Below are 21,814 nucleotides of genomic sequence, written 5' to 3'. Positions count from 1 at the left end.
AACGGATCACAAAAAATGATCCGTTTTTTTTATTTTCAAAATATATTTTGGAAATAGATTCCATTTATACTATGCTTAATTCTGTTTGGTTAAAAAGCATTATTTACAATAAATGCCCCCCCAAAACACAACGGAACACAACGGAACACAACAGAACATCGCCTACACTGGAGTGATAACATGAAGAAAATAACGTTAAAAATTGCTTGCTATGAAATTGAAGATATTACGTTGAAACACTCTTCCGATAATCAATTAGCTTATATTCATATTCCATGTGATTATGATACAGAGTTTTGTATGCAACTGGATGGATGGGATGAAAACACGAGCATTCCAGCTCAATTGAAAGATAAAAATATTCTGCTTTATCGTCATGCTTATGACAAAGAAAATCATCATTGGATTCTAAAAGTGGCATAAGAGATGCTAAAGCGAAATAAAAAAAGCCAGATAAATCATTTATCTGGCTTAGGGAAAAGGCTCATTACGAGCCGTGCGCTAAAAAGTCATTACTGATTACTACGTAAACAAAAAAATTGTGGACTAACTCAGATCTTTCTATTTCACAACCTACTGTTAAATATTAGCTAATAATATGTGAAAATCTAGTGAATAACTTAATAGCACACTCTTATCTATTCAAAAAAACAGCACCAATAAAATTTTTTATTTAAATCAATGCAATAAAAAATAAAAATACCATCTTTAATAATTAATCATTTGATTAATTACTCTCGCAAAGTTGTTTAAATGCCTCTTGAATGGCTTCGATTGATTTTTTCTTTTCAGGAGAATTAGGATCGGGAAGCAAAATAATATCAATTAATTGCGCCTTAACTTTCCCACTTTCCATCTGTTTCATTGCAATTTCATTAAGTGGATACTGGACTAATGTTGCTGGATTAATCACAAACCAAGCGCCATCCGCACGACAATTAAGCATCACTTCCTCTCGTGTAAACGGCCAGTCATCACCAAATTGAAGCTTGCTCACAGTCGAAATTGGTGCGGAGAATGCTTGAAAAGAGAAAAGCATTAACATTCCCGCTAATACAAAACGTTTCATGTTTATATCTCACTTAATAAATTAGATTTTTACGATTATATAACAATCTATACTGGTGAGTTAATCGCAAAGATAGCAACAGTAAAAATAACCATAGTTCCAAGTAATAATTCAAACCAGCTATTAATTAACAACCATTGAAAGTTATTTTTCTTACGAATACGAGGCACCAAAACATAACGATTAATTACCGCTAGGCTTAGCATTAACATAACTAAGCTAATTTTAAGCCATAACATGCTTTGATATTCTGATAATTGGTGAATTGTAGGCCAGCCCGGAATTAGCATAACCGCACTAATAATACCAGTGATGGTAACTAATAAAACAGCAATATGACCAAATAGTGAAAACCGCTTCATTGTGCCAATGATAGGCTTGATCATCCCTTCTGCAAGCTCATCTTTATTACGTAGAAATTGTAAGCAAGCAACAAATGGCCATAAACCGCCAAACCAATATGCGGCACTGATGAGATGAATACTTTGATTAATCTTATAAAAAGTTGCATCTGAACCTGTAAACATAGCACCATGACCAATAGAGGCATGTAAGATCAACATAATTGAAGCAACAATTAATAAAGAGAAATTACGAATATAACGTTGGTGTATAAATAATACAGCTAAAGCAAAAGTTGCTAATACCAATTGCCATTGCCAAATCTGACCAAATGAAGTACCTAATACCGCTTTCCATATTTCCAGTGACCAAGCATCCTCCCATCCGTCCCCCATAATACCAGATTGTAAAGCCATCCATAAATAAGTCGTAATAAAGACCGTAATAGTGCTGATGGCTAATGCTGGGCGCAAACGAACTTGAATGAGAGGAATAAACTTATCTTTTGCCAGAATGGCAGCCGAGAAGCTCAGTCCAAACATAAACATGACTGCCACAAAATGAAAGAAACGGCATAAAATATAAACGTCTTCAGGTGTCATTATTTTACACTAAATTGATAAGAACCTTTTGTCTTGTGCCCATCAACAGAAACCACATTCCAATCAACTAAATAATTACCTTCAGCTAAATCACTTTCTAACGGTAGTAATAATTTAGTATTGTTTACAGGATCTAAGCTCAATTTCCCTACAGTAATCTCTTTGCCGTCGGTATTCGTCACTTTGATTTTACTAAATGCAAGTTCAATACCTTCAGAAAAATCTAATGTGATAACTTTAGGTGCTTGAGACTGCTCAATAGCCGCACCTTCAGCTGGTAACTGAGATTTTAGTTGCGCGTGTGCTAATGCTTGTTGATACGACATACCTAGGAATAAAACCGCAATAGCAGATAATTTACCCCAAGATGTCTTAAGTGTATTTAATGACATAATAACCTCTTAAATTACAGGTGATTTTTTTATTTATGAAAATATTTTATAGCAAATTCACGTCAAGATCTCCGCTTCTTCCTATTAGAAATAAAAGGTTGTGAACTAGCACTCAAAATATATGTTATTTAGCGCAGATTCTGTTTCAAATATCACTCATTTTTACACTTCAAAAAAATATAATACCCACATTGACAGTCTAAACAGTTCAATACATAACCAAATTAAGTTAAATGTAAAATAAACATCCTGTTTAAATAACATCCAAAAGATATATCCAGGATAAAAAACATACAATTAATAGAGAAAGAAATAAGGCTGTGAACTAATGCTGAGTAATAAAAAACGCCCTACTGTTTATTTCCAGCAGAGCGTTATCATTATATTTATGTATTTTATTAACTTAAGCCTATCTTAACGTAGTGCTTTGCTAATTATTAAACATGTGCAGATGTTGATAATGTGTTCAGATCTTTATCTAATAAGAATAAAGCCTTACCGCTATCACCAACCATCGCCAATTTATCCAAAATTGATTTAAATAATTTCTCTTCTTCATGTTGCTCAGCAACATACCATTGTAAAAAATTAAACGTTGAATAATCCTGAGTGGTCATTGCAACATGAGCTAATTTATTAATTTCAGCTGTAATCTGTTTTTCATGCTCGTAAGTTTTCTCAAACAACTCAGCGAGTGATGAGAATTCTGAAGGTGGTGCTTCAATCGCACCGAGTAAAGGCATCGCCCCTGTATCACTCAAATAATCAAATAGGCGATGCATATGTTCCATTTCTTCACGAGAATGGGCTTTTAAAAATTTAGCTGCACCATCAAATCCTTTATCGTCGCACCAAGCACTCATTTGCAAATAAAGATTTGCTGAATAAAACTCTAAATTTAGCTGTTCATTCAATTTATTGATCATATCTTGATGTAACATATTTTACGTTCCTTACGATGAAAATTAACATTACAGATATTATGCACACTTAAAAATAAAAATATAGTTATTTAAATAGAGTTTTTTTATTTTTTTCAATCAATTAGTTCGTAATAAAAATAAAAACCAATCTCATTTGTAATATAATTTTATTATTTTATTAAAAGCTAAATGCTACTTGTTATCATTAAGATAAAACCATCAGACAAATTCCCAAAAACCCCATAACATATTGCAATAAATAGATATTATCTTTACTCCCAATAACTAATATGTACTTTTTATATTATGGATATTTTTAAATTTTATAAAGTAAAAACTTAAACAGTTATATTAAATATTATTTTTTAAGAGTTTAGTTTATTTATATAATAGCATTTCAATTTGCATGCACGCTCATTTTGGTTAGATAGCAAAACATTTTCTTACCTAGTAACCAACCTACTTTTTAATAACTATTTCTATTTGACTCTATTACACAATTATTCACTTAAATTGCTACATTTTTCCATGTAAAAAAATACATAACTCTCAAAAAATAAAAATATTTCTAATTTTTGTACAGTTTTTGCTTTTGACTGATAAGATTAGTAGGTAACTCACATGTGTATGTACAAGTAATTAGTATTAAAGCCCTAATCATAATAAAGGTTAATTAGGAGCCACTATGACAAAAACAGTGTTAGTACCCGTTGATTTTACAGAGCTTGGTTTATTGGACAAGGTTGTTTCTCATCTAAAAGCATTGTCTGTCGCCGATAAACTCAATATTCATTTTTTATCCGTGATCCCAAGTTATGAGTCTTTTGTTGGATTCGCATTTGCAGGGCAAGACCGACTCGCAAGTGATAAACAACGTATTGAAATTGCATTATCTACATTAAAAGAAAATTTATCGCATATCGACATTCCTAACAGTACCTCTCAGTTTTATATTTCCATTGGGAATCCTCGCGATAAAATTTTAGAGACGGCGAAAAAAATTCAAGCAGAACTCATTGTTATTGGTTCTCGTAACCCTGGCATGAAAACGTATCTTCTCGGCTCTACGGCATCTTCTGTCGTTAGCTACGCTGAATCATCAGTGCTAGTTGTGCGTTAGTTGCTTACTTTATTCCTTCATAAGAAATCTGGTACAAGCCATCAACCAGATTTCTTATTCTTTCTTCCGTCAAGCAAACTCAAGTTAATATTTTATTTTATCATTTATATTTTCAAGACCGGTTATTAACAATATATTCTTAAACAATAAGATTATTATTAAAAAATAAAAAACATCTTGCATTAATGGTTATTATATAAATGTCTATAATTTCTTAAAAATTTTATATTGTTCATCTTGTGAATTTATGTAAAGATACATTTTTTCTATAAGACTAAATGTAATCAATACAGGTAAAAGGAATTAACATGAATAAAGAGTATTCTGAAAAATGGCAAGAACGTTTTTCATTTTTTGATAAATATGGTTCACCTAAAACACCTGAATTTAAAGTCGCTTATAAAGAACTTTCCTTTGGTAAACGTATTCTTATTGGAATGAATATCTGGGCCTTTTTCTTTGGTTTTATTTATTTTCTTATTTTAGGTTTATGGCGTAAGGCATTAACATTATTTGCTATTAATATTGCTGTTTTTACTATTATCGGCTTCTTACCTGTAAATAATGGTGTAATCAATGCTGTCGGTATTGCTATTAATATTTTATGGGCAATAACGGCTAACTACGCGTACTATTTGAAAGAAACCAAGAATGACCAAAGCTGGAACCCTTTTGAAGGTATCCTATAATAATATTTCTATAATAATCTCACAGGGATACCCCTCTCTGTGAGGTTTTATCCCTCCTCTATTTCTTTCTTGACGGACAACCCTCTATTACCTTCTTTTCTTTCATAAAGATTCTATTTTAACTCGACTAATATGATTTATATAAATGGCACTAATGCTTTAATATTAATATCCTTGATATTATAGATATTGAAATCACATGAAAAATTCATTTTTCTAATCAAAGAAAATTCAAATCAATGCTATAATATGTTAACTAAAATTAGGAAAAAATTATGTCAGAACACTTTCAAGGTAAGTTTGAAGTAGAACTAAAATATCATCTTCAACATCCCGAAGAGTTTATTACAGCATTAAAAAAAGCGGGTGCAACATTATTTACACCTAATAATCAAGAAACAGATTGGTATATGGAACATACTCACACCAAGTTCCCGGCCTCAAGCATAAGTTTGTGTGTGAGAAAAATGTTGCCTTCAGGCATAAATCTTCTTATCGTTAAAGGCCCTGATTTATCACAATGTGAAGCTGTACGTATAGAAAATGCAGAGAAAACGGTCTCCATGTTCACCACTCTTGGCTATCACTGCCTTCTCAATTATACAAAATCAAGAGAAATCTATTTTTTAGGTGAGTTTCATATCACTATTGATAAATTAGATAATATAGGGTCATTTGCGGAGTTTGCTATTATGACAGACGATAAAAATAAACTTCCTTTATACGCGACACAATTACAAAATTTAGCAACACAGTTTGGATTTACAGAAAAAAATCTTGAAAAAAATAACTATAAAACACTTATGCTAAATTATCTCAAATCGTAAACAAGTTTATTCAATCTGTAACCAGATCATTTTTTATTAAATATACATTTTTAATTTGAATGGAAAAATATTCAATAATTAATGGTAATAACTCCTTATATTTTGTCCATTCAACATTATTTCCATACAAATAAGCGTCTCTTGCAACTGTCATCACTTCAATAAATTTATTAGGCATTCTATTGATCGCCCAATCCGCTGCAGTATCCTTTGATATAAACTGCCCCGTACTCATCGTAAACCACATTCTTGCAAGCGTTAAAAGAACATTGCGCTCATCACCTTCAATAGAAGAAATTATATTAGGCAGAGAATCTAATAGTGCTTTTCTTATTTGCTGGTTATTAATTTTAGGTAATATAACATACTCCCCCCAAAGAAGTTTTACCTCTTTCTGAGCTTGTGCCAACATCAATGTATATTCAGGATCCTCTGAGCTATTATCACTCAGTCCTTGTTCCAATGTATCTCGTAACCACTCTCCATAAATAAACTCACACCTAGCAGGATATTGTAAGTTATGTAATAGATGGCTAACAAACATCACGATCTCTAAAGGCTTACGCCCAAACTTATCATAAGGATAGTGTCCTGAAATAGATAATAGATCGGTGTTCAGTAAATTTTTTTCTTCTTTAGTCAAAGGGGATTTAATGATCACAAGAAGGTCAATATCACTGTTTGGCCTAAGTCCTCCAGAAACAGATGAACCATGCAAATAAATTGTATTCAATTTAGTTCTAAGAATTTTTTTTAATACATTAACAACCTGTTGAATTTGAAATGGTGCATCCACAGAGAACTGTCCTCTCAACTATCTTATGCAGAAAAGATATACATTAATAATTATGAGTTATGAATAACCTTATCTAACCCCAAAAGTACAGTATATATAAATAACATCTTTAATCAAAAGATAACGTTAACTCCATTTTTATAATATTTTTGTACGAATTATCTACTATTTTTCAGGTATTTAACTTTAAGAAATAAGTTAGCATCACTTAATTCAAATTTTTATATATCATTAATGTTATTGGTAAAATAACACTCAATATAAATGGAAGACGCATACCTTCTATTTATAGTATTTTTTATTTTATTAATAGAAATACTGACATAATTAAAACCTAATTGTTTAAATTACAAATATTTAAATCACATTAAATTAATAACAAATCAACAAGTTATCAATAATTAATTAAAAAAGACTTTTTACAGCCTCCTTATGCTTTTTTAAATTTCCAACCATTAAATTAAATTTAATAAAAATCAACATGTTATAAGCCCCATTAACCCATTTGAAAAATTTATCAATAAGGGTAATAAATAACCATAAAGAATATTTATAAAATGCCGATACTCTTCTTTAGTATTTGAAAAAATCAAAAGGATATATGGCATTAAATCAAAGAGTGTTCTAAATACTTATTTTCACTCATTCTTAGCCATTCTTTGTCGATACCAATTACAGGAAGTAAAAATAAAACTTAAAAATCAATAAATTGTACAGTTATATTTTTATCAAAAAGGAAATAACTATTCATGTTTAAGAACTTCAAACAACGTTATTTGCCAAACGTCTCTTTTAATATGTCGAGTTTAAAAACAACCACCCTAGTTTGGCTTATTACAGGATCCTTAATTTTACTTCTTGGTTTAGCCTGTGTTTTATTTCTTTCGTCAGTAAATGATTACAGAAGAAATTTAAACACACTGAACAATATCTATAGCGAACAATCACTATTAAATAACACTTGGGAAAATCTTCTACAAACACGCAATACTTTAAATAGAGCAAGCTCCCGCCATTTATTGATTATTAATAAAATGGCTACTGCAAATACTGATATTTCATCTTTATTACAACAAACCAAAGAAAAACTACAACATGTTGAAAATTCATGGAAAAGTTTCAAAAATGCCCCCCATAACATTAATAATGAAAGCGATATTCAACAATTAGAACAAAAATATATTGAGCTTAATGCTGCACTCATTGAATTTTTAGCCTTTTTAGAACAAGGAAAAACATATGAATATTTAAATCAACCTACACAAACTTACCAAGATAATTTTGAAAAAGCATACACCAACTATCATCAACAACTACAAAGCCATTACACTGCATCATTGAATGAAGGTGAATTGCTGTACGATAAAATTATTTATAGCTTAATTGTCATCACAATTCTTATTGTGATCTTCTCTTTTTTAGTGCAATTCGTATTACGAAAAAATTTTATTTCACCTTTAAATGCTATTGTGAAGAATATTGAAGATATCAGTAATGGTGAGTTAGCAACCAAGATCACGACAAAAGGTTTGTTTGAAATAAATATTCTCACTGTAAATATTGAAAAAATGCGAGATCAAATAAAACAGATAGTTAATGATATTAATCACAGTTCTGGCCTTATCAATTCTGAATTAAATGATATTTCTGTTATGAACAATAATCTTGCTATTCGTGTTGAACAACAATCAGCCGCAGTACTTGAAACGTCAGCAGGAATAAGACAGTTAAGTGTGACGTCAAAACAGCATGCAGAAAATACCCAAGCATCATGTGAGCTTGTGACAAAAGCAGATTCTATGATCCATCAAAGTAATGAGATGCTGGCTAATGTGGTTGAAAATATGCATGAAGTTGTCACATTCTCTGAGCAAATTAATGATATTACATCAACAATTGACAACATTGCCTTTCAAACTAATTTATTAGCGTTAAATGCTGCTGTAGAAGCTGCAAGAGTAGGTGAGCATGGAAAAGGTTTTGCAGTGGTTGCAAAAGAGGTTCGCGAATTATCTATTAGCTGTAATTTAGCATCAAAAGAGATAAAAGTGCTTGTTGCTAATTCAAGTAAAAAGATAAATCAGTGTTTTCAATTGGCGGCTGACGCAAACGATAATATGGTGGATATTTCTAAACATACCGAAAATATCAATGAAATGATCCACGATATTTCTATTTCAACCAATGAACAAAGTAATGGTATTGCTCAAATTGAAGATGCGATCAATCAATTAGACCAAACAACACAAGCTAACGCCACAATGACAAGGGAGTTAGTAAGTTCATTAGATTCCTTACAGACACAATCAGATCAATTAAAACAAGCGTTAACCGTTTTTCATCAATAAAAAAACGTAGCTTATTCAATAGAAAGTTATCCTAAGATAGCTTTCTATTGCTAATATAAATAAAGGCATTAAAAATGACTAAATTCAGGAATTTCTTTCTTGCCATGTGATTTTAAAAAATCCAGCACTCTTCTTGGGGTTATGTTTAATATACGTTCTTCAGGAAAATCTATTTGAGTTAATACTTCTAATACTCTGTCAAATTTCCCTAATGAAGAAGCAATATGAGAATCAGATCCTAGAGCAATCAATCCACCGGCATCACGAACTTCTTTAGCTATTTCTATGCAGTTTTTCTCACTTCCTACCCTAGAATGAATAAATGATGAATTATTCATTTCTAAAGCAACATGACAAGCAGCTGCTACTTTTGCAACTTCAGCAAAATCAATTGGATATTTCGGGTTTCCTGGGTGAGTTATCATTTGAACAGCACCACTTGTTATTGTCGCGATCAAAGCCTTTGTATTATCCACAATACCTAATGAACCCATCACCGGCTCGTGAAAACCAGCAAGCACAATATCTAATTTCTTACTCATTTTCTCACTGCAATCTGTTTCACCTTTAATATTTTTAATATTTGCTTCTATACCATAAAGAATACCCACACCATCAATCATTCGAGGGATCACTGGTAAGTTAGAAAAATGCCATTCATGGGGAGCATCGTCCATATCAGGACCATGATCCGTTATTGCAAATAATTTAATTCCCTGCTTTTTTGCTTGCTGAAAATATTCACTCACCGTACTGTAAGCGTGTGTACTAGCAATAGTATGAGCATGTAAATCAACGGGATACATAAATAATTCCTTCCTAAAAAATACCCTAAGATCATTTATAAGAGGGGTCTTCTTAAAAAATAGGATCTACCCAAAATCAATAGACTAAAATAATAAAAATGTGAGATAGCTCATAAGGTGCTATTTTTACGTTTATCTTACACAAGCAAGAAATGAAGATAAACTTTGATAAGTCTGTTTTTAATCTCTAACATGTTATTTAATATCAATTAGATAATTAATATTTCACTTTAATACTATACACAATAATTTTGAAAATACATTGTATAATGCTTTTTCATTTTAACTTCACAAAGGTAAATTATGTTCAGCTATCCCGCAGTCGCTCATTATGATGACGAAAGTGAAACCTACGAAATTACTTACCGTGATTTTGATAATATACATGCTGTTGCTTATACGGAAGATGATATTGAACTGGAAGCCTCTGATATTTTGCATGTCGGCCTTGAGGAATTTATTTCAAGTAAAATACCCATTCCTGCCCCCTCAAAAGCACAGTCTGGTGATTTTATTGTTTACTTACCTGTAATCAGCTGTTTGAAAATTGCATTGCATAATGCGATGTTGGAAACCAAGACAAAAAAATCCGATCTTGCAAGAAAAATGAATTTAACTAGCGCACAAATAGAGCGTTTACTCGAAATTAATCAATCATCAAAAGTAGATAGCTTAGAGCAAGCTCTTTATTTATTAGGTTATGATATTTCTATTAGCGTTAATAAAAACACAAATTAATAATGTTAGAAATAAAAATGGCTCTAATAAAATTAGAGCCATAGTTTATGTTATTTCATATTCCACAAGCGTTGTTATTGGAAATTATAATTTTTTACTTGCTAAGAATTTCGCATGATTAGTATAAATCGCAATAATATCTTCACCACGCCCCACTAACCCAGCAACTTGATTGACCATATCTAGGTGATCTTCAGCATAATCATCTTTAACTAATTTACCTAATCGCATACTCGTTCGACCAACTAAACCATCATTTTGACGCTCTATGAAAAAAGCACTTAATACACGCATTGCAGCATGTGTCGGATCCAATAAATTACTTTTTTCACCAGCAATCAATCCTTGAATATAACTGCCAAATGAGTAGTAATGCACGCCATTAACGACCTCTTTACCTTCGCCTCCACGAAGCTCAGGTAGCCCTTGTGGATATTTTTTATTAAATTCCGTTACATTCTCAGTCGTTAATGCTTCTAATGCAGCGATAGCATCTTGTGGATTGCCACGATTTCCAGAGAATGTAGAAATAATTGTACCAATAGCTTTCATAACAGCATCTACAATATATTCTGGCACACTGTCTTTGCGCATAATACGTCGTACTAAATCAGCAATTTCTGATCCATGGTTTACGCCGTTCACAGAGGTCACAGAGGCGATATTTTTGGCATATTTCGCTGCAACATAACGACAAGCTAATGGCCCTTGGCTATGGCCAATTAAATTGACTTTTCTCACTTTTGTTTCTTTTAGAATTTTTTGCACAAATTCCCAAAGTTGCTCACCACGAACTTCGTTAGAATTAAATGCAGAAAGAGAGGCGGTAAAGACTTTATTCCCTTCTTTTTCTAATGCATCTGCGATGCCATAAAAATAAGGATAACCGACGATATCATCAAAACCAGATAATCCATGAACTAAAATAATTGGATATGTAGTTGACATATTTTCCACTCCTTGGGTTTAAGTTAATTTATTTGCTAAACATCCTGTTAGCAATACTTATAACAATCAGTAGAATACAAAATTCACAATATGAAATTATATTTTTACTCTTTATTTTTATAAGTGTTTATTAGAATAAACTATAATTTACGATCGTAAAGTCTTATTTTAATCGTTTTATATTTTCAATTTTCATATAAAAAATCAACATCCCTTCAACCAAACCTTCTGCTTTTTTCAATTTTTTTCCAATATATGTATCTGAACATTTTTCATATTTCGCAAGCTCTATAAAAGTTTTTCCAAAAACGTAATAATTAATAAGTAGCTGATAATCCTCTTTATTATATATCATCAACATTTTCATTAAATCGTTTATTATATTTGCTTTATGATGAGTACATTGTTTTCTTAGTTTTATTTTTTCTGGGATAGTTTTCTTTTTATTTAATAAACAAAAAATAATGGGATCATTAGCAACCCACGCTCCCCACTCTTCAAGTATTTTTGAAATATTTTTCATCTCAACATCCTTATTCTTTCAAAAAATGATAATTGCATCCTGCAACCATTAAAAAACACAAGCTAACATCAAATCATTATGATAAATATAATAGCAAGAATTTAATTTACAACTATGTTTAATAAAGATATGAGATTAAATATTGAATCTATCAAAAGATGTGAAAAAATATCATACGGCTATTTAAATTAAAAATAGGATTATCTTTAAATTATAAAGAATATTATTCTGCTTTTCCCTTTAAATAGCCAAAAAAATAAAATATTAGCGATTATGGTAACGATTCTTCAGGACGTAAAGTCAGCACTTCATACCCATTTGCTGTAACTAAAATTGTATGTTCTGACTGAGCTGATAATTTTTTATCTCTCGTCACCACAGTCCAACCATCCTTTTTAGTTTTTATTTTAGCGCCACCTTGATTAATCATTGGTTCAATCGTAAAAGTCATGCCTTCTTTTAATTCCACACCTTGTCCTTTAATACCGTAATGTAAAACTTGTGGCGCTTCATGCATTTCTCTACCAATTCCATGCCCACAATACTCTCTTACAACACTATATCCATGGCTTTGTGCAAAGCTTTGAATAGCATGACCAATATCACCTAATGTTGCACCTGGCTTAACTTCTTTAATCCCTTCCCACATAGCTTGATACGTTGTTTTAGCTAGTTTACGCGCTATAGGAGATGCCTCTGGCATAATATACATTTTACTAGAATCGGCAATAAACCCATTTTTTTCTAATGTAATATCAACATTAATAATATCTTTACTTTTTAGGCGCTCATCTGATTTGGGTACACCGTGACAAACAACTTCATTAATTGACGTGTTTAACACATATTCATAACCATACTGGCCTTTACTTGCCGGTCTTGAATGAAGTTCGTTAATAATAAAATCTTCCACCTTGTCATTAATTTCCAGTGTAGAAACACCTGGTACAATAAAGGTATCAAGCATCGTAAAGACTTGCGCTAACAAACGTCCAGATTCACGCATTAGTTCAATTTCATCAGACGTTTTGATTGTTATTTTATCCATTTTTGTTTCCTCTTATTCTGCTTGTTGCTTGATAGCTTCTTTTTCCAGCATTTCATTAATAATCATCGGGAACGTTTTATCTGGATTTAACTCTGCTTGGATACCTATTTTTATCCAAAATTCCGCCTGAGCATTAACTGAGCGAGACATGACATTACTTGCCTTCCTCAAATACTCATGTAATTCATCAGAAATTTTTACAATCCCCATGCCAATCCTTATATACAAATCATTATAAAACATATATGTTCTATCATAGAATCAATTATCCATGCTTTCAATTGCTATTTAGTGCAGTCATGGGCATAAAATGCTCAAATAAGATGATAAGAAAAATATTGGCATAATTGGTATTTTTCTTTTTGAATCAAAAGAAGGAGTTCAAAAAACAATAAGAAAATGTAGTTATTTACCAGATCTTTTCCCTAATAGTCACTATACGCCTGAGGTTTGTATTCCTTAATATTTATTCACCAGATTTTTTCTTCTAAGAATTATGTAATTTATTATCCTATTCTTAAGAATTCCCACGAAATAAACTTACTTAAGATTTTCATTAACATTTAATGCTAGTACACTTTTTCTAGTTCTATTTTTTAGGTATTATTATTTCTACTACCTCTAAGGTTAATTCCCCCTACATCTTCCCCATTTTTCTCTATTAACTATATAAACTTATTAGGAGTTATTATGCCTAAAGAATTACATCGTATTGTATTAACTGGAGGCCCTGGGTCTGGGAAAACAACGCTAATAAATGAACTTAAGAATAGAGGTTATCCCTGTTCTTTAGAGGCAGGAAGAGCTATCATACAAGATCAAATTCTTATCGAAGGTAATGCATTGCCATGGACAGATCCAGAAGCGTTCTCACAATTAATGCTAAGTTGGGAATTGTATTCATGGCATAAAGCAACTGACATTAAAACACCGTATTTCTATGATAGGGGCCTTCCTGATATTGCAGGATATTTGTTATTATGCGGATTACCTATCCCAAAACATCTTAATAATGCAATAATACTATTTCGTTATTCTACAAATGTATTTATTGCTCCACCTTGGCCTGAAATCTATGCACAAGATAAAGAAAGAAAACAAACGATAAAAGAATCAGAGGAAACGTATTTAGCAATGCTAGAAGTTTATAAAAAATATAATTATAAATTAATCGAACTGCCGAAAGTGGCAATTGATAGTAGAGCTAATTTTATTATTAATAATATTTAATATCAGCCAGTAATATATTACTGGCATAGATAAATTAAATTCTTAATAAGAAGCCATAATTTTTAAATCTGGTTTTTCCCCTCGCATTATAGCCCGCTGTTGTTCATGAACTGCCTCATTAATGGCTTTTTGCTCTCCCGGTGTGCGTGTGTTTTTACCACAAACAAAGGTAGAACACACCGGGCTACCTATTCTATGCTCCCCTGAATCACCTGCACTAAAAGTAATGTTATCAGTAGTACAACCCAATAATAAAAAAGATAATAATAAAGTAATGATTATGCGCATAATTTTTCCATATAAATTAAGTTTTAAACCTATATTAAAGTATTAATAAGCATCAAAAGTATAATGTGGTCTTTGTGTCCATTTAAACTCAACGGTTTGTTTTTTTTCATTCCAAATAGGCTCAGGAACTGGCATGGTAAAACTTATTTTTTGAATCGGCTTTATTGTTGAATTTTCATTATTTACATATTGATTATGTACTGATGTTTTTGACTCATTTAAACCCGCTTTAAAAAGTTGTCCAAATTTACGGTTCTCTTCTTGTGCCTCTATTTCAAAACGCGACGGTTTTCCCAACATAAAGACTAAATTATTATTAACCTCATGATTATCAATATGGGTATTATCATCATGAGAACTATCAACTTTGGGGTTATCAATATGCGGTCCAGAAACAGCAGTTTGAGTTACTTTACCTGAGCTACATCCAACACTAATAAATATAGAAAATAATAAAAATAAAGAGTAATGCATAATGTAAATATCAATAAGAAATAGGAATAAATAATTATTCCATAAAAAATATTTACCAACAAAATAATTTTTATTATTTCTATAAAAAAAGAAAAATAGTCTTATAAAATAAAAACTCACAAATAATAAAACTATAAATAAAGATGGAAATGGAGTAACGGAATATCCTAAGTAAAATTAACAAGCATTAATATTTCATCTGTTTTTTATATGGATTAATTTAATCCATATAAATTATATATACCTTTGAGTAATATAACCATCTAAGCTTGTTGCTATATAGACTAAAAAATTCATTATTTATACTCTTTCTTAGAAAAGAAATTTTAAATTAATATAAAAGGAGTAAAGTTAAAAATAAATAAGGTGATAAAAATAGGTATAATGAAAATAAAGATGTCTTTAATTATTTAACTAAAAAAGCCTTATAGATATTAGAGAATATAAGGCTTATACATGCAGCCTACTTTATTAGCCCGCTGACATTTTTTTCATTTGCTCTAAAGAATCTAATGCTTGTTTACAAGTACTTTCTTGAACATCTTTAGGTAATGCTGCAAATTGTTCCTTAGCTTGAGCATACTGCGCTTTCATTGCTTCAGCTTGAGCTTTAGTTGCGTCATTTTTTGCCATTAATTCAACATAAGAGTCAGTTTCTTTAAAATAATCTTCGCATGCTTGAGATAAATCAGCAGAAACCGCAACAAAAGAGATTGATAATAAACCCAATGCTAAAATAAGTTTTTTCATAAATATCCTTTAAGTATTATTAATAGTTAGAAAGTCACTTCCATTATTTATCTTAAGTCAGCATTATCTCAAAAGAAGATAAAATAGGGATAAGCATTATCTTAATTAAAAAATAAAATCTCATCTAATAATGATGAGAATAACCAATAAATCAAAATATGATAATTGAATTTAGTCTTTGACTTTCAGTGTGAGTTATACATATTGATTCATTCTTTTTTAAATTAACATGATATTCTCATACATTAATAACTTATTTAATATTAATATAGTTCATCATCAATGCTCGAGACAATAAAATAATCTTCACAAAATAATATAAGCATAAAAATGATAATTGATAACATCAACTAGCACACTTATGGTGATTTTCCTAATAATCTTTCATCTGAAAATGAAAGTAAGCATATAGAATTTTATTTAAATTGAATTATTAAAAACAATTTAGAGGGTGAAACTTTATAATAAGATACAACTGAAGAGTTAAAAATAGCACAAAAAATAAAAATGGGTGGCCTTATTTTTCACCCAAGATTATGATGTGAAGAAAATTTATTAGTGATGATTTAAGTAATAAAGAAGAAATTTTATACCATATTATTACTGACCAGAAAACAATGGATCTATCAAAACTTATAACATCTTTTAGCTCAATAATTTCATTCTTCTTACTATATCAAAAATTTATTAAATAATTATATATAATATATTATTTAATTTATCATTAACTTATTACCAATTAAATTAACATCTATAATATTTAGCTTTATTTAAATATAATTTATTACTTTTGCCGTGATCTATATAAAAGAATCACACTTCATTCTTATATATAGTTGCCCGTACTTAATAGGTTCTATTAGTCAGGGGGCTCCCCCGTCAACGGAGGCATTTAATGTCTATAAAATGGGTTTTAGTCATATCTGGAATTGTTATTGGTGCTATCGCTTTACTTCTAGGTGTTAATGGGAATCCCCCTAATATGGGTGTTTGTGTTGCTTGCTTTATTCGTGACAGTGCAGGCAGTATGGGATTACATAATACTGAAACCGTACAATATCTTCGTCCTGAAATATTCGGTTTTATTCTCGGTTCATTTGTGGCAGCCTTACTTTTCAAAGAGTTTCAATCAAAAGCCGGATCAGCGCCAATCATTCGCTTTATGTTGGGCTTTTTAATGATGGCCGGTTGCTTAGTTTTCTTAGGTTGCCCATTAAGAATGGTACTTCGTATTGGTGCGGGAGATTTAAACGCAATAATAGGATTAGTTGGATTAATCATTGGAATTGGTGTTGGAAGCCTATTCATAAAAAAAGGATTTTCTCTTCCAAGAAATTATCGTCAGTCGCCTGTAGAAGGCTTTATTTTGCCAATTATATGCATATTTCTATTCGCTTTATTCTTATGGAATAGTGGTATTTTTAACGCTAGTGTAAAAGGCCCTGGCGCAAGTCATGCTCCAATATGGATGTCTATTATTGCAGGACTTATTATTGGTTTTATTATTCAACGAACTCGATTTTGTTTCATAGGAATGGCAAAACATGTCTTTTTATCACGTAACTATAATATGGCCCTTGGCGTAGTCGCACTAACACTTATTATTCTCTTAGGTAATCTCTATTTAGGCAAATTTAACCTTGGATTTGAAAATCAACCTATTGCTCATAATGATGGTTTATGGAATTTTCTCTCTATGATGCTTGTCGGGCTTTGTGGTGTATTTATCACTGGTTGTCCATTACGCCAACTTGCCAATGCAGGGCAAGGCAATTCCGATGCTGCAATCAGTGTACTAGGCATGTTAGTTGGTGCCGCTTTTGCTCATAATTTCTCTTACGCCTCTAGCCCAGCTGGTGTTACAGATAATGGCAAACTCGTTGTCATTATTGGTCTATTAGTTACATCCATTATCGGTGTTATTTATACTTATGCTACAAATAAAATAAACCATCATGAGACTAATAAAAATGACGCATAATTATTTATTTCTTTTTCATGAACAATATGCGGTCAAAAAACTTCACCATCAACTCCAAAAGGATAATTTTTTCTCAAGCGTAATTGATGCACCAAGAAAATTATCTTCTGAGTGTGAATTAGCAGTGTCTGTTTATTTTTCTAATAATGAAACTTATAAATATTATATTAATGATAATATTAGAGTTGTTTATAAAGTAGATTTAGATAGATTTAATGTACTTTGGCAAGATAATAATTGAAGTAATATATGATTGAAATAATCTATTTTTAGATCCTAAACTAAAAAAGGCTACATGAGTGGCCTTTCTATAATCACATAAACCAAGTGATTATATTTATTGATATAACTAGAAGATAAGAAACCATCCGAATTTACATAAGATGGTTTCAATATATTAACTATTTATAAAATAATTTTCTGTTATTCTTCTTCTGGCGGATTTTTAAGGATCTGATGAATTTCTTCTTTTAGTCTTAATTTCTGTTTTTTTAACTCTACAACTTCTTCACCATATCCTCTTCTGTCCTTATGTTCTAACCTTACTATTTTATGGTCAAGTTCATTATGTTGTTCAAAAAGAGCACGAAAATGAGGATCTGTTTGGCGAAGCTTTGAAATTAAATCACGATATTCTGGAAACATAAATAACTACCTTCCTTATTAATTGTGAATTAAGTACTCTTTTAAGTCTTACTCAAACTGATTAACCTGTCATTGTCTTTATGTTAAAAATAAGACTAACATCAATTAATATTTCTAATTTAAAAATTACCAAGTATTTTTATCTTAAATACTTATTTATAATTATTACATGTAATACATTGAATTATCTAGCTTTATAAAGCTAGCAGCCATAGAACAAATAAAATAGGATTAATACTTATATTAACTTTTCCCATTCTGACTAAACATCTTCATAGCCATCTCTATCAATAATAAAGTGATATCCTTCAAAAAGATAAGGATATTTCATTACCTCTGGCAACAGAGCATTTAAATGTTTTGTATGCAATGATTGATAAAAATCGACTTTTTCACAATATTCGCCACAATAAAAAAACCAACTTATCACACCAACTTTAGATTTTTTTACACGAATACCATAAATAGGAGTTAAATTTAAGGTATTTAAAGCCATTGTCCTCCTATCGTCTGGCGCTTCAAGTAAGACACTCTATTTTTTACATATACTTTTTTGTTATTCTACAATATTTAACACCCTGTTTTTATTTATTATTATATTTACTAAGTTAAAAAATGAGTTTAGTTAGGGCTCTTTATCCATACTGGATTATAATGAGTTCACCAGTATCTACCAAACATCATAAGATCCAATCTATTTACGCAACAAAAATGTAAAGAATAGATAAATCGATAAAAAAAGAATAAAAAAACACCAATTCTCCTTAAAACTAGACAAAAAATAGCACTAACGCATTTTTTGTTGAGAAAAAAGCACTTATTGTTAACTCATAAAATATAAATTCTCTATATTTATAGCGATCTCCAATAGTATTTATACCCATCTATTCGAGTCACTAAGCCCAATGCCGCCACATTGGGCTTTTTTATGGAAAAAGAGTTGATATGATTTCTCACTACGATAAGCTCAAATCTATTTAGCTTTTTTTATTATAGATTTTATAATTGCCTTCTTTTTTTCATTAACCATTTCATCAGATAATCTTCCCTAGGTTAATCCTTATGAGACAGACTTTTTATCAATATTCCGCTTTAGCCTTACACTAAAATGAATTAACATTATCAATCCAATGACAGTTTACTTATTCATTTCTCTCTTAATTTATTCTGTTTAAGTTAATATCACCTAAATAACAATGGTAAGAAAATTAATCCTATAACGATGGAAACAGAACCATGCAGTATCAATGCTATTTTAACTCTCACTACATTGGCGTGTTTATTCTTACGATTATCTAGCCATACATTTAAGGCAATAAAAAAACAAATTAAACAATAAAATCCCGCCCCCAAAATAATAAAAGCTGTAGTTATAGCTCTAGATAAACTTGACCAACCACCTGAATTAGAATGTGGGCTTAATTCATTGTAGATAAGTAATCCGGCAACAAGAAATGCTCCTATCCAAAATGCCATTAATATGCCCTTACCTACTACTTTATATTTACTATTATTCGTATCCATACCCATTACCTTGAATTTAATATAAAACCTATTATTGTTGCCACTTAAATTTACAGTACAATAATAGAATAATTATTTGCCGACCAAACTCCTTTTTTGTCGGCATCGATAGTTATTTATTAGGTAAATATTCTTGCTCTTTTAATTTAGAAAGTGCTAGTTCTTTCATCCAATCTGCAAGTAGTGGTGCGGTTTTTATTGAATCCAATAATGCTCGCTCTTTCTTTGTTAAACGAATAACAATAACTTCTGTTTTCATTGTAGACATAATAATTCCCCATTTATTAAAGAGAAAATATTGGCACAAAAAAGTAACAGAAAGGTCTGACTTACACGGTTTTACAAATTCATCATTTAAAGATGATTTACTGCATACTATCTATAGAATATTTGCGATATCGTTCATTGTTTATTTTTAAGAAAGAACATTAACATATTCATGATAGACGAGAATAAATAGGCTAAAGCCATAAAACAATTAAGGCTACACACCACGTGTAGCCTTAATCTTATTTACATTACCTAACTCAATTAGCTTTTATCTTTATTTTCTATCGCTATTGTTTGCCGTTTTTCTTCTTCGGGTAATTCATACTCAATAGCAATGGTCAGAAGTCCACTTGATAAATCGGCTTTGTCTATTTTAACATTTTTACCGAGGTCAAACTGCAACGTAAATTGTCCTTGAGATATGCCTCGATGGATCCATTTATCATTGTCTTCTTCTGATTTTTCTTCTTTTTTCCCTTCAATCAATAAACGACTTCCTTTTAATGAAACCGATAAGTCATCTTCTTGATATCCAGGCACACTCACTGTCAGTTCATAATGGTTATCATCAATCTGTTTCAGGTTATAGGTCTGAATTGGTGATGCAATAGGCTTACTACCTGTTAACTGACTAAACAGGCGATCTATCTGATCAAAGCGGTTTGACAGTAGGTTGTCAGATAATGCTGGGAATAATGAAAAAGGTTTAATGTTAGGCATATAACTCCTCCTTCAGTATTTAGTGAATTATGGGCGGTATCTTATTTACCCAAAATATAAATATGAACGAGCAAGTATTTTTCAAGCCCTAAAATCTAAATTTTTTATCTTTAACCAACATGGGATTGTAGATAGCAAAAAACCCCGCCGAAGCGAGGTTTTGTATATTCAACTATTTAATGCTCAACTCATTTGAGCTGTCATCACACTTTTGCAAAAGATGCATTTTGCGCCGTGTGGATTGTTCACTGTGACATCAAATTGTGATGTTCTATATTGTGAACTGCTACAACAAGGGCATTTAAAATAGAGGCGAATAGTAATAGCGCCTTTAGAGAGCCACCACGTTGCCTGCTGCTGGGCCTTTCATACCATTTTCCATGGTGAATGAAACTTGTTGGCCTTCCGCTAATGTTTTGAAACTATCACTTTGGATTGCAGAGAAATGTACGAATACATCTTTGCTGCCATCAGCTGGAGTAATAAAACCAAAACCTTTACCTTCATCGAACCATTTTACTGTACCAGTCATTGTATTAGACATAGAATTTCCTTTAATTTATTTAATTTGCCATAAGGCATATGCGGTTTGTTTTGTATTTTTACTTATGGGAATTAATTAGAAGGAATTCACAATGAAGAGGTATCGAGGATAACGCTAAACGGGAACAACTTTAAACTTACTAACATAAATAGGTCTGTACTTCCAAACCAGTGACGCTATTAAGCCATAGAAAAATTCAGATAGCAAACTTTATTTT

29 protein-coding genes are annotated in these 21,814 nt (G+C 30.9%); 9 read left to right on the top strand and 20 right to left on the bottom strand.

What is annotated here, in order from left to right; genetic code table 11:
* The first annotated feature begins 180 nt into the window (after positions 1-180).
* Positions 181-423 (top strand): DUF1480 family protein, encoded by a 243-nt coding sequence (locus GWJ05_RS12620; protein ID WP_036937469.1) that lies wholly within the window; start codon positions 181-183, stop codon positions 421-423.
* A gap of 304 nt (positions 424-727) precedes the next feature.
* Here the strand turns inward: GWJ05_RS12620 and GWJ05_RS12615 are convergent, their stop codons facing one another.
* From GWJ05_RS12615 to ftnA, 4 genes are all read right to left on the bottom strand, one after another.
* Positions 728-1,069, bottom strand: coding sequence for a YebY family protein (locus tag GWJ05_RS12615; RefSeq protein WP_036937472.1), 342 nt, complete (start codon positions 1,067-1,069; stop codon positions 728-730).
* A 47-nt stretch (positions 1,070-1,116) separates the two neighbouring features.
* The gene (gene copD / locus GWJ05_RS12610) at positions 1,117-2,013 is read right to left on the bottom strand and encodes a copper homeostasis membrane protein CopD (protein ID WP_161681433.1); all 897 of its coding nucleotides are present in this window, start codon (positions 2,011-2,013) and stop codon (positions 1,117-1,119) included.
* Positions 2,013-2,405, bottom strand: coding sequence for a copper homeostasis periplasmic binding protein CopC (gene copC, locus GWJ05_RS12605; RefSeq protein ID WP_036937475.1), 393 nt, complete (start codon positions 2,403-2,405; stop codon positions 2,013-2,015). The genes copD and copC overlap by 1 nt, the downstream gene beginning before the upstream one ends.
* 437 nt (positions 2,406-2,842) lie before the next feature.
* A complete protein-coding gene (ftnA, locus tag GWJ05_RS12600; RefSeq protein WP_036937479.1) occupies positions 2,843-3,346 on the bottom strand; it encodes a non-heme ferritin in 504 nt (167 codons plus the stop codon).
* A 667-nt stretch (positions 3,347-4,013) separates the two neighbouring features.
* On the opposite strand from ftnA, the gene GWJ05_RS12595 reads away from it, so the two are divergent.
* From GWJ05_RS12595 to cyaB, 3 genes are all read left to right on the top strand, one after another.
* The gene (locus GWJ05_RS12595; protein ID WP_036937482.1) at positions 4,014-4,448 is read left to right on the top strand and encodes a universal stress protein; all 435 of its coding nucleotides are present in this window, start codon (positions 4,014-4,016) and stop codon (positions 4,446-4,448) included.
* A 308-nt stretch (positions 4,449-4,756) separates the two neighbouring features.
* Positions 4,757-5,137, top strand: coding sequence for a DUF2628 domain-containing protein (locus GWJ05_RS12590; RefSeq protein ID WP_036937486.1), 381 nt, complete (start codon positions 4,757-4,759; stop codon positions 5,135-5,137).
* A gap of 275 nt (positions 5,138-5,412) precedes the next feature.
* A complete protein-coding gene (cyaB, locus tag GWJ05_RS12585) occupies positions 5,413-5,964 on the top strand; it encodes a class IV adenylate cyclase (protein WP_036937489.1) in 552 nt (183 codons plus the stop codon).
* A 10-nt stretch (positions 5,965-5,974) separates the two neighbouring features.
* Here cyaB and GWJ05_RS12580 read toward each other — a convergent pair whose 3' ends face one another.
* Entirely contained in the window at positions 5,975-6,760 is a 786-nt protein-coding gene (locus GWJ05_RS12580) for an aminoglycoside nucleotidyltransferase ANT9 (RefSeq protein WP_036937492.1), read from the bottom strand.
* A gap of 749 nt (positions 6,761-7,509) precedes the next feature.
* Between GWJ05_RS12580 and GWJ05_RS12575 the strand changes: the two genes are divergently transcribed.
* The gene (locus GWJ05_RS12575; protein ID WP_180978767.1) at positions 7,510-9,108 is read left to right on the top strand and encodes a methyl-accepting chemotaxis protein; all 1,599 of its coding nucleotides are present in this window, start codon (positions 7,510-7,512) and stop codon (positions 9,106-9,108) included.
* A gap of 68 nt (positions 9,109-9,176) precedes the next feature.
* Here GWJ05_RS12575 and GWJ05_RS12570 read toward each other — a convergent pair whose 3' ends face one another.
* Positions 9,177-9,914, bottom strand: a complete 738-nt coding sequence (locus tag GWJ05_RS12570) for a phosphatase (protein WP_036937494.1) — start codon at positions 9,912-9,914, stop codon at positions 9,177-9,179.
* Positions 9,915-10,217: 303 nt separating this feature from the next.
* Between GWJ05_RS12570 and GWJ05_RS12565 the strand changes: the two genes are divergently transcribed.
* Positions 10,218-10,652 carry a hypothetical protein gene (locus GWJ05_RS12565; protein WP_036937495.1) on the top strand — a complete coding sequence of 145 codons (435 nt, stop codon included), beginning with the start codon at positions 10,218-10,220 and terminating at the stop codon, positions 10,650-10,652.
* 84 nt (positions 10,653-10,736) lie between these two features.
* On the opposite strand, the gene GWJ05_RS12560 is transcribed toward GWJ05_RS12565, so the two are convergent.
* The 4 genes from GWJ05_RS12560 to GWJ05_RS12545 all read right to left on the bottom strand — a co-directional run bounded on the left by GWJ05_RS12560 (position 10,737) and on the right by GWJ05_RS12545 (position 13,381).
* Positions 10,737-11,600 carry a lipase family alpha/beta hydrolase gene (locus tag GWJ05_RS12560; RefSeq protein ID WP_036937497.1) on the bottom strand — a complete coding sequence of 288 codons (864 nt, stop codon included), beginning with the start codon at positions 11,598-11,600 and terminating at the stop codon, positions 10,737-10,739.
* Between the two features lie 163 nt (positions 11,601-11,763).
* Complete coding sequence (locus GWJ05_RS12555) at positions 11,764-12,123, bottom strand: antiterminator Q family protein (protein WP_036937498.1); 360 nt, start codon at positions 12,121-12,123, stop codon at positions 11,764-11,766.
* 271 nt (positions 12,124-12,394) lie between these two features.
* Positions 12,395-13,171 carry a type I methionyl aminopeptidase gene (gene map, locus GWJ05_RS12550; RefSeq protein WP_036937500.1) on the bottom strand — a complete coding sequence of 259 codons (777 nt, stop codon included), beginning with the start codon at positions 13,169-13,171 and terminating at the stop codon, positions 12,395-12,397.
* Positions 13,172-13,183: 12 nt separating this feature from the next.
* On the bottom strand, positions 13,184-13,381 hold the full coding sequence (locus GWJ05_RS12545) for a ParD-like family protein (protein WP_036937502.1): 198 nt from the start codon (positions 13,379-13,381) through the stop codon (positions 13,184-13,186).
* 480 nt (positions 13,382-13,861) lie between these two features.
* Here GWJ05_RS12545 and GWJ05_RS12540 point away from each other — a divergent pair, with 480 nt between their 5' ends.
* Complete coding sequence (locus GWJ05_RS12540) at positions 13,862-14,401, top strand: AAA family ATPase (protein WP_036937504.1); 540 nt, start codon at positions 13,862-13,864, stop codon at positions 14,399-14,401.
* Between the two features lie 42 nt (positions 14,402-14,443).
* On the opposite strand, the gene GWJ05_RS12535 is transcribed toward GWJ05_RS12540, so the two are convergent.
* From GWJ05_RS12535 to GWJ05_RS12525, 3 genes are all read right to left on the bottom strand, one after another.
* Positions 14,444-14,689 (bottom strand): hypothetical protein, encoded by a 246-nt coding sequence (locus tag GWJ05_RS12535; RefSeq protein ID WP_036937506.1) that lies wholly within the window; start codon positions 14,687-14,689, stop codon positions 14,444-14,446.
* A gap of 42 nt (positions 14,690-14,731) precedes the next feature.
* The gene (locus GWJ05_RS12530; RefSeq protein ID WP_161681432.1) at positions 14,732-15,163 is read right to left on the bottom strand and encodes a hypothetical protein; all 432 of its coding nucleotides are present in this window, start codon (positions 15,161-15,163) and stop codon (positions 14,732-14,734) included.
* A 471-nt stretch (positions 15,164-15,634) separates the two neighbouring features.
* Positions 15,635-15,913, bottom strand: coding sequence for a DUF5339 domain-containing protein (locus GWJ05_RS12525; protein ID WP_036937512.1), 279 nt, complete (start codon positions 15,911-15,913; stop codon positions 15,635-15,637).
* Between the two features lie 895 nt (positions 15,914-16,808).
* Between GWJ05_RS12525 and yedE the strand changes: the two genes are divergently transcribed.
* Together yedE and GWJ05_RS12515 are read left to right on the top strand one after the other, a co-directional pair.
* Positions 16,809-17,894: a YedE family putative selenium transporter gene (gene yedE / locus GWJ05_RS12520; RefSeq protein ID WP_087802557.1), complete on the top strand. Its 1,086-nt coding sequence runs from the start codon at positions 16,809-16,811 to the stop codon at positions 17,892-17,894.
* Positions 17,884-18,135: a putative Se/S carrier-like protein gene (locus tag GWJ05_RS12515; RefSeq protein WP_052038514.1), complete on the top strand. Its 252-nt coding sequence runs from the start codon at positions 17,884-17,886 to the stop codon at positions 18,133-18,135. Before yedE ends, GWJ05_RS12515 begins: the two co-directional genes overlap by 11 nt.
* A 182-nt stretch (positions 18,136-18,317) precedes the next feature.
* Here the strand turns inward: GWJ05_RS12515 and GWJ05_RS12510 are convergent, their stop codons facing one another.
* From GWJ05_RS12510 to cspE, 7 genes are all read right to left on the bottom strand, one after another.
* Positions 18,318-18,539, bottom strand: coding sequence for a YdcH family protein (locus tag GWJ05_RS12510; RefSeq protein WP_036937520.1), 222 nt, complete (start codon positions 18,537-18,539; stop codon positions 18,318-18,320).
* 262 nt (positions 18,540-18,801) lie between these two features.
* Positions 18,802-19,035 (bottom strand): immunity protein Imm33 domain-containing protein, encoded by a 234-nt coding sequence (locus tag GWJ05_RS12505; RefSeq protein WP_082239472.1) that lies wholly within the window; start codon positions 19,033-19,035, stop codon positions 18,802-18,804.
* Between the two features lie 686 nt (positions 19,036-19,721).
* On the bottom strand, positions 19,722-20,063 hold the full coding sequence (locus GWJ05_RS12500; RefSeq protein WP_036937525.1) for a hypothetical protein: 342 nt from the start codon (positions 20,061-20,063) through the stop codon (positions 19,722-19,724).
* A gap of 112 nt (positions 20,064-20,175) precedes the next feature.
* Positions 20,176-20,331, bottom strand: a complete 156-nt coding sequence (locus tag GWJ05_RS18445) for a hypothetical protein (protein ID WP_173807696.1) — start codon at positions 20,329-20,331, stop codon at positions 20,176-20,178.
* Positions 20,332-20,594: 263 nt separating this feature from the next.
* A complete protein-coding gene (locus GWJ05_RS12495) occupies positions 20,595-21,053 on the bottom strand; it encodes an Hsp20 family protein (RefSeq protein ID WP_036937526.1) in 459 nt (152 codons plus the stop codon).
* A gap of 183 nt (positions 21,054-21,236) precedes the next feature.
* Positions 21,237-21,377, bottom strand: coding sequence for a cold shock small protein YmcF (ymcF, locus tag GWJ05_RS18600; RefSeq protein WP_419894627.1), 141 nt, complete (start codon positions 21,375-21,377; stop codon positions 21,237-21,239).
* 7 nt (positions 21,378-21,384) lie between these two features.
* Positions 21,385-21,597, bottom strand: a complete 213-nt coding sequence (gene cspE, locus GWJ05_RS12490; protein WP_004244726.1) for a transcription antiterminator/RNA stability regulator CspE — start codon at positions 21,595-21,597, stop codon at positions 21,385-21,387.
* Positions 21,598-21,814: the final 217 nt, after the last annotated feature.

The organism is Proteus sp. G2626 (assembly GCF_009915985.1).
GTDB classification, from domain to species: Bacteria; Pseudomonadota; Gammaproteobacteria; order Enterobacterales; family Enterobacteriaceae; genus Proteus; species Proteus vulgaris.
This window is presented reverse-complemented; position numbering and strand designations above follow the sequence as displayed.

What these genes read in the sequence shown, in the direction of transcription:
- GWJ05_RS12620 (WP_036937469.1), top strand. Translation starts at nt 181, where the DNA reads ATGAAGAAAATAACGTTAAAAATTGCTTGCTATGAAATTGAAGATATT.
- GWJ05_RS12615 (WP_036937472.1), bottom strand. Translation starts at nt 1,069, where the DNA reads ATGAAACGTTTTGTATTAGCGGGAATGTTAATGCTTTTCTCTTTTCAA.
- copD (WP_161681433.1), bottom strand. Translation starts at nt 2,013, where the DNA reads ATGACACCTGAAGACGTTTATATTTTATGCCGTTTCTTTCATTTTGTG.
- copC (WP_036937475.1), bottom strand. Translation starts at nt 2,405, where the DNA reads ATGTCATTAAATACACTTAAGACATCTTGGGGTAAATTATCTGCTATT.
- ftnA (WP_036937479.1), bottom strand. Translation starts at nt 3,346, where the DNA reads ATGTTACATCAAGATATGATCAATAAATTGAATGAACAGCTAAATTTA.
- GWJ05_RS12595 (WP_036937482.1), top strand. Translation starts at nt 4,014, where the DNA reads ATGACAAAAACAGTGTTAGTACCCGTTGATTTTACAGAGCTTGGTTTA.
- GWJ05_RS12590 (WP_036937486.1), top strand. Translation starts at nt 4,757, where the DNA reads ATGAATAAAGAGTATTCTGAAAAATGGCAAGAACGTTTTTCATTTTTT.
- cyaB (WP_036937489.1), top strand. Translation starts at nt 5,413, where the DNA reads ATGTCAGAACACTTTCAAGGTAAGTTTGAAGTAGAACTAAAATATCAT.
- GWJ05_RS12575 (WP_180978767.1), top strand. Translation starts at nt 7,510, where the DNA reads ATGTTTAAGAACTTCAAACAACGTTATTTGCCAAACGTCTCTTTTAAT.
- GWJ05_RS12570 (WP_036937494.1), bottom strand. Translation starts at nt 9,914, where the DNA reads ATGTATCCCGTTGATTTACATGCTCATACTATTGCTAGTACACACGCT.
- GWJ05_RS12565 (WP_036937495.1), top strand. Translation starts at nt 10,218, where the DNA reads ATGTTCAGCTATCCCGCAGTCGCTCATTATGATGACGAAAGTGAAACC.
- GWJ05_RS12560 (WP_036937497.1), bottom strand. Translation starts at nt 11,600, where the DNA reads ATGTCAACTACATATCCAATTATTTTAGTTCATGGATTATCTGGTTTT.
- GWJ05_RS12555 (WP_036937498.1), bottom strand. Translation starts at nt 12,123, where the DNA reads ATGAAAAATATTTCAAAAATACTTGAAGAGTGGGGAGCGTGGGTTGCT.
- map (WP_036937500.1), bottom strand. Translation starts at nt 13,171, where the DNA reads ATGGATAAAATAACAATCAAAACGTCTGATGAAATTGAACTAATGCGT.
- GWJ05_RS12545 (WP_036937502.1), bottom strand. Translation starts at nt 13,381, where the DNA reads ATGGGGATTGTAAAAATTTCTGATGAATTACATGAGTATTTGAGGAAG.
- GWJ05_RS12540 (WP_036937504.1), top strand. Translation starts at nt 13,862, where the DNA reads ATGCCTAAAGAATTACATCGTATTGTATTAACTGGAGGCCCTGGGTCT.
- GWJ05_RS12535 (WP_036937506.1), bottom strand. Translation starts at nt 14,689, where the DNA reads ATGCGCATAATCATTACTTTATTATTATCTTTTTTATTATTGGGTTGT.
- GWJ05_RS12530 (WP_161681432.1), bottom strand. Translation starts at nt 15,163, where the DNA reads ATGCATTACTCTTTATTTTTATTATTTTCTATATTTATTAGTGTTGGA.
- GWJ05_RS12525 (WP_036937512.1), bottom strand. Translation starts at nt 15,913, where the DNA reads ATGAAAAAACTTATTTTAGCATTGGGTTTATTATCAATCTCTTTTGTT.
- yedE (WP_087802557.1), top strand. Translation starts at nt 16,809, where the DNA reads ATGTCTATAAAATGGGTTTTAGTCATATCTGGAATTGTTATTGGTGCT.
- GWJ05_RS12515 (WP_052038514.1), top strand. Translation starts at nt 17,884, where the DNA reads ATGACGCATAATTATTTATTTCTTTTTCATGAACAATATGCGGTCAAA.
- GWJ05_RS12510 (WP_036937520.1), bottom strand. Translation starts at nt 18,539, where the DNA reads ATGTTTCCAGAATATCGTGATTTAATTTCAAAGCTTCGCCAAACAGAT.
- GWJ05_RS12505 (WP_082239472.1), bottom strand. Translation starts at nt 19,035, where the DNA reads ATGGCTTTAAATACCTTAAATTTAACTCCTATTTATGGTATTCGTGTA.
- GWJ05_RS12500 (WP_036937525.1), bottom strand. Translation starts at nt 20,063, where the DNA reads ATGGATACGAATAATAGTAAATATAAAGTAGTAGGTAAGGGCATATTA.
- GWJ05_RS18445 (WP_173807696.1), bottom strand. Translation starts at nt 20,331, where the DNA reads ATGTCTACAATGAAAACAGAAGTTATTGTTATTCGTTTAACAAAGAAA.
- GWJ05_RS12495 (WP_036937526.1), bottom strand. Translation starts at nt 21,053, where the DNA reads ATGCCTAACATTAAACCTTTTTCATTATTCCCAGCATTATCTGACAAC.
- cspE (WP_004244726.1), bottom strand. Translation starts at nt 21,597, where the DNA reads ATGTCTAATACAATGACTGGTACAGTAAAATGGTTCGATGAAGGTAAA.